The following is a 481-nucleotide window of genomic DNA, read 5'->3' on the forward strand; positions in this document are numbered from 1 at the left end:
GCGTGCCCGTGCTGCCCGACGTGTAGAGCAGGTACGCCATGTTCGCGGGCGTCACACCCGTCGTGGGCGCGTCCGTGGACTCTTCGGCGAGCGCACCGCGCGCGGTGTCCAGGCAGAGCGCGCGGCCACGCAGCGCCTCCGGGAAGCGGTCCACCAGCCCCTGCTGGGTGACGAGCACCTGCGCGGCGCTGTCCTCCAGCATGAAGGCCAGCCGCTCCCGGGGGAGCAGCGGATCCACCGGCACCCAGGCACCACCAGCCTTCAGGATGCCAAGCAAGCCGATGACGATATCGAGCGAGCGCTCGACGCTGAGCGCGACGCGAACTTCCGGGCCCACGCCACGACGGCGAAGGGTATGCGCGAGTTGATTGGCGCGCGCATCCAGCTGCGCGTACGTCAATTCCGTCCCCTCGAACACGGCTGCCAGCGCCTCGGGCGCGTTGCGCACCTGCGCCTCGAAGAGCGAGTGCACGCACGCTTC

1 protein-coding gene is annotated in these 481 nt (G+C 70.5%); it reads right to left on the reverse strand.

Annotated features, from left to right (window positions below; genetic code table 11):
• Window positions 1-481 (reverse strand): AMP-binding protein (locus tag ACLEQD_RS45090; protein ID WP_410392021.1); only part of this gene is annotated, 481 nt, incomplete at both ends.

The organism is Corallococcus sp. 4LFB (assembly GCF_046520365.1).
Taxonomy (GTDB): domain Bacteria; phylum Myxococcota; class Myxococcia; order Myxococcales; family Myxococcaceae; genus Corallococcus; species Corallococcus caeni.